The sequence below is a fragment of the Silvibacterium sp. genome (assembly GCF_047605705.1).
Lineage (GTDB): Bacteria > Acidobacteriota > Terriglobia > Terriglobales > Acidobacteriaceae > Silvibacterium.
The window spans coordinates 1-5,105 of the sequence record NZ_JASGFD010000103.1; the positions used below are offsets into that span (position 1 = coordinate 1).

Annotated in this window: 4 protein-coding genes; 2 read left to right on the forward strand and 2 right to left on the reverse strand. The window is 56.2% G+C overall.

Going from position 1 to position 5,105, the window contains the following annotated elements; genetic code table 11:
• A partial coding sequence (locus QM649_RS20000; RefSeq protein ID WP_415200842.1) for an alkaline phosphatase family protein occupies window positions 1-1,452 on the forward strand: 1,452 nt, incomplete at its 5' end.
• Window positions 1,453-1,465: 13 nt separating this feature from the next.
• On the forward strand, window positions 1,466-2,392 hold the full coding sequence (locus QM649_RS20005; RefSeq protein WP_415200843.1) for a dihydroorotate dehydrogenase: 927 nt from the start codon (window positions 1,466-1,468) through the stop codon (window positions 2,390-2,392).
• A gap of 106 nt (window positions 2,393-2,498) precedes the next feature.
• Here the strand turns inward: QM649_RS20005 and QM649_RS20010 are convergent, their stop codons facing one another.
• Both QM649_RS20010 and QM649_RS20015 read right to left on the reverse strand, forming a co-directional pair.
• A complete protein-coding gene (locus tag QM649_RS20010) occupies window positions 2,499-4,175 on the reverse strand; it encodes an AAA family ATPase (RefSeq protein WP_415200844.1) in 1,677 nt (558 codons plus the stop codon).
• A gap of 141 nt (window positions 4,176-4,316) precedes the next feature.
• On the reverse strand, window positions 4,317-4,940 hold the full coding sequence (locus QM649_RS20015) for a YdeI/OmpD-associated family protein (RefSeq protein ID WP_415200845.1): 624 nt from the start codon (window positions 4,938-4,940) through the stop codon (window positions 4,317-4,319).
• Window positions 4,941-5,105 lie beyond the last annotated feature (165 nt).

Here is a 5,105-nt window from a genome sequence, read left to right on the forward strand (position 1 = left end):
CACGGCATCGGCGGCAACGAATGGTGGGACCTGGATCGCAATAAGCAGCGCCCCGTAACCTCGGTAGAGGACGAGCGCTACGCACTGGTTGGCATGCCCAGTGGCGCTGCTCCGGCGCCAGGCTCCTCGCCGCGCAACCTGCGCGCGTCCACCTTCGGCGATGAGCTCCGGCTCAATACGCTCGGCAGCTCGAGCGTCTACGGTGTTTCGCTCAAGGATCGCGCCGCCATCCTGCCCGCGGGCGCAGCCGCCAATGGCGCCTTCTGGATCGATCAGGCCTCGGGCCGCTTCGTTACCTCGACCTACTACATGACGCAGCTGCCCGACTGGGCGCAGACTTTCGACGATGGCGGACGCATCGACCAGGCACGCCAGGAGGCGAACGCTCCGCAAGGTGGCAACTTCTACAGCACCGTAGGCGCGACACCCGCCGCTGTCAGCTACGAGCTTGACTTCGCCAAGGCGCTGATTACGGGCGAAGAACTCGGCAAGCACGACACGACCGACGTGCTGACTCTCAGCATCTCCTCGACCGACATTCTAGGCCACCACGTCGGCCCTGATTCACCGGACCAGCGCGCTTTGGTGGACGCGGTAGACACGGACCTCGACGGCTTCTTTACCTGGCTGGACAAGAACGTCGACGGCGGCCTCGCCAATGTGTGGATTGCGCTCACCGCTGACCATGGCGTTGCTCCGATACCGGCAACCGCCGCGAACTTCGGCCTGCACGCAGCCACCATCGATGTGAAGAAGCTGGTCGCCGAGCTGAACGACAATCTCAACGTAAAGTTTTCGCCGGGCGAGAAGGTCGATTACATGCTCGACCACCAGGCACTTCCCTATCTCGTACTGAATCCGCCTGCCTTCCAGCGCGCCGGCATCAACGAGCAGGAGGCCGAAGACGCGGTGCAGAAGATGCTGCCGCAGGCCTTCAATGACCTGACCAAGCCGCAGGAACTTAAAGCTCCGGCTACGTCTAAAATTCCGCCCACCCCGGGCCTTTCCAGCAGCTTTACCCGCCTGCAGATGGCGAACGGCCAGCTGCCTCCGACTCCTTTCGGCCAGCTCATCGCCCACAGCTACACGCCTAACGGAGGCTGGTACGTGATGGTCGTAGCCGATGCCTTCCAGATGGGCTACAACGCGAGCGGCGGCACCAACCACTTCACGCCCTACTCCTATGACCGCCATGTGCCGCTGGCCTTCTACGGCGCGCCCTTCGCACCCGGCACCTATCGCGGCCGCGTGGAGCCGGTCGATCTCGCCGCCACGCTGGCCTCGCTGCTCGGCGTGAACCAGCCGTCTGCTTCCATAGGACACATCCTCACGCAGGCCCTGAAGCCGGCTTCGGCTGTGACCTATCCCAAGGAAGCGCCGGTGCGCACGCACACTGCGGCTCGCCACGTCCGCGCCGCTGCCGAACCGAAGCCCGCGAAACAGGACCAGTAAGGACAGACGAACGTTGAAGACCGATATGCGCATCCAGTTCGCCGGCATCGAGCTGGCGAACCCCGTCCTGGCCGCCAGCGGCACCTTCGGCTACGGCGTCGAGTTCGAAGAGATCGTCGATCTCGAAAAGATCGGCGGCTTTTGCACCAAGGGCATCTCGCGTGAGCCGATGGCCGGCAACGCCGCGCCGCGCATCATCGAGACATCCAGCGGCATGATGAACGCCATCGGCCTGCAGAACATCGGCGTCGACGCCTACCTCGAGCAGAAGCTGCCGCCGATGCGCAACTACCCGCGCTGCGCGGTGATCGTGAACGTCTTCGGCGGCTGCGTGGACGACTACCTCGAAGTCATCCGCAAGCTCAACGACGCCCAAGGCATCGCGGCCTACGAGATCAACGCCTCCTGCCCCAACACCAGCCATGGCGGCATGGTCTTCGGCACCGACCCCGGAGCGCTCAGCGAGCTGGTGCGCGGCGTCAAAGAGATCGCCGTCCGCCCCGTGATCATCAAACTCTCGCCGAACGTCACTTCGATCCCGGAGATGGCTCGATGCGCCGAAGCGGCCGGGGCCGACGCGCTCTCGCTGGTAAACACCTTCGTCTCGCTCTCGATCGACATCGCCACGCGCAAGCCGCGCATCGCGAATGTGACGGCCGGCCTCTCAGGCCCGGCGATCAAACCCATCGCGCTGCGCATGGCGTGGGAGGCAGCGAAGTCGGTGAAGATTCCGGTCATCGGATTAGGTGGCATCACGTCGGCAGAAGATGCGGTGGAATTCCTCATCGCCGGATCATCGGCGGTGCAGGTAGGCACGGCGACCTACGCCGATCCACGCGCCACCGAGCGCATCGCCAAAGGCTTAGAGCACTGGTGCACACGTCATCATGTGGAGAAGGTTACGGACCTGATTGGGACTGTGGACTTGAGCAAAGGATAAAGCTCCGAAGCAAGCTCAAACCATCCGGGCCAAACGCACGTCGCCATATCAGTGATAAGGGGCGCATTCGTTATTTCCGATATAGCTAACATAGCCTAAGATGCTTTCAGCTAATATTACTCAAAATTTCCTTGAGTTGAGGGCAAGCTAATTTTGATGAACGCTGGACAAAGTTTGTTAACTTGCCTGTTTTCGCTGCCACCGAGGCATTCAACCTAGATAGGATGAATTTCCCGAGGCGCTTGTCTGGAGAAAGCGGGATCGAGTTCCCAAGCAAAGAAACTGTATCCGGACAATTTCCAGGATCATTCTTGTAAAGTGCTCTCTTCACTTCATCCCTTTTTCGGGTGAAGGAATGTTGCAGTTGGACATGGTTCTGTATTGCAATCTCATCCAACCAAGCGTTTACATCATCCGTGGATAGCGCAGTAAGGGACGAGATGTGCCCTGAATCCGTAAAGTAACTTTCAACGTCAGAACCTTCGGTCACAAAGAGTTCGGCATGAGCATCCTTGATTCGAGTCGCTGCCCGCTTAATCTCTTGATCCGTCATAAAATCGCGATCCCTGTGAATGACAACTTTTGTCTTTGGAGAGATTTCATGAACAAAGCGTGCCACAGTAACAGCAGTATCGAAGTTTGAAATTCCGCGGTAACTGAAGAACAAAGAAGCCTTCGGACTAAATCCCTCATGTAAAGCGAGAACCTTAAGAGGATTCATGTCAGAGTCTTCGGAAAGAAATAGCCATTCGATCTTTCCAGCCTTGAGCCTGTCGAAATCATTAAGGGCACCGATATCAAGCAGTAACGGAATGTGGTCGAGACTAACTCCTTGCTGTGACACCGCTCCTGCTTTCAGCCAGATTAAGTTTGCGCTATCTTGGAGTGACTCAACCAAAATGCGGCTATGGGTCGCCAAAACTACCTGAGTATTAGTTTCTGAAGCGACTACTATAAGTGATTTTGCAAGGAATACCTGGTTGTCAGGATGGAGGTGGGAATCGGGCTCATCGAGTAATAGCAACTGAGGTTCAAACAAAGTGATGTATGAAAAAATCTGCAGAGCCTGTAAGACTCCTGTCCCAGATAACTCAAGAGCGCGAAATTCTGCACCTGAACCCATCCGAAGGCGTACACCAATTACAGTATCTTTGCGTGAGTTATAACGCACCTCAATGTCGAACGCGGGAAATATATTCCTGACCAGACTCCTTAATCTATCAAGCCGTTTTGCAAACACGATCTGCAAAATCACATTACGCAAATAAAGATTGGCGTCCCCGCTTGCTACACCACGCCGAACCACACTCAAGCTTCGAAACTGTTCAAAAGGAGGAATACCTGCGAGGCCTGGCACATAGACACTGAATAGTTTTTCCGCATCGGTTATCGTCGCTCCTAAAGCGCTATTGCCTGATCTAGTACAACCAACATTTCCCTCGTTCCGGCCTCGATAGATAACAATGTCGTATTCAGCAGAAGTGCCGTCAACCAGGCCAGCACCTAATGTCAGGTAGCCTTTATGAGTCTGATTCGTGTACAGACTATTACGGCCTAATTCTTCAAATTTATGGGCAGGACAAAATAGTAGCATTTCCTGAGTGAACGTATCGCGAGAGGCTTCACGCGAGGCGATGGCTGCAGTCAAGAAAAAATGAATACCTTGCAATACGCTGCTTTTTCCCGAGTTGTTTCCGCCAACGATCACATTGAGACTATGCAAATCTAGTCTGACATCGCTGACCTGCTTAAAATCCCGAAGTCGAAGTTTAGTGAGATTCATTTGATAGAGTTCTTGAGAAAGCCAAGTTTACTATTTCAATTTAATGCCGACGCAAGCTCACATCTGATTAGATAATTGGCTTTTCGCATGACAATAGTGAAGAATTACCCGCAATCCAAGATCACTCTTTCAACTGCATAACTACACCTTCGCCTTCTCATACTTCCAGTTCCGCCCCTTACCCTCAGCGATCCACTCGATCGCCGTCGCCAGCCGCTTCTCGCGCGTGGGCTCGGTCTTCGCTTCGTTGAGCCATTCGATGTACTCGCGGCGATGGCTCGGCGGCATGGCGGCGAATCGCTCGCCCGCCTTCTTGTGCTTCTTCAGCGCCGCGATGAGAAACTCCGGCACCGGGAGTTCGGGCTTCGGCACTCGCTTCACCGCAGGCTTCGCAACTGCGCCTGTGGAGAGATCGAGATTGCGTTTCGCTGCCTTCTTTACCAGAGCGACGAAAGTCCGGCGAGGAGGAAGCTCCTTTTCCAAAAGAATGCGGCCGAACTGCCCCATCGCATCGTCCGAAGGTTCGGCTCCCTCGGATTTCATCATGCTGCCGCCCTTCCAGAAGCCGAAGGCGCAATGCGCCTTGAAGGCCGACATATTCGCCAACAGCCCGTGATACTCGAAGAACGGCATGCCCCACTTGATGGTCTCGGTCGCTTCCGGACACCCCTCATGGACCCGTTCCCGCAGCTCGTTCAGAATCGGCTGCGCAAAGGGCGCGGCCTTGGCGATATAAGCGTCGACGCGTGCGTCTCGTGTTCCCATGGCGTGCTCATTGTCCCCGGCGGGATCGCTCCGGGCAAGCGAAAATAAATCCCCTCGAAATAGAACATCAAACTCCTAATAGATTAGGAGAAGTGCTATATTTGCCTCCATGCCGCGCCTCGCAGCCGTACTTACGCTCAGTCTGTTGTGCGCCATCCCGGCCTT

Coding starts and splice junctions, on each gene's coding strand:
- QM649_RS20010 (WP_415200844.1), bottom strand. CDS start 4,175: ATGAATCTCACTAAACTTCGACTTCGGGATTTTAAGCAGGTCAGCGAT.
- QM649_RS20015 (WP_415200845.1), bottom strand. CDS start 4,940: ATGGGAACACGAGACGCACGCGTCGACGCTTATATCGCCAAGGCCGCG.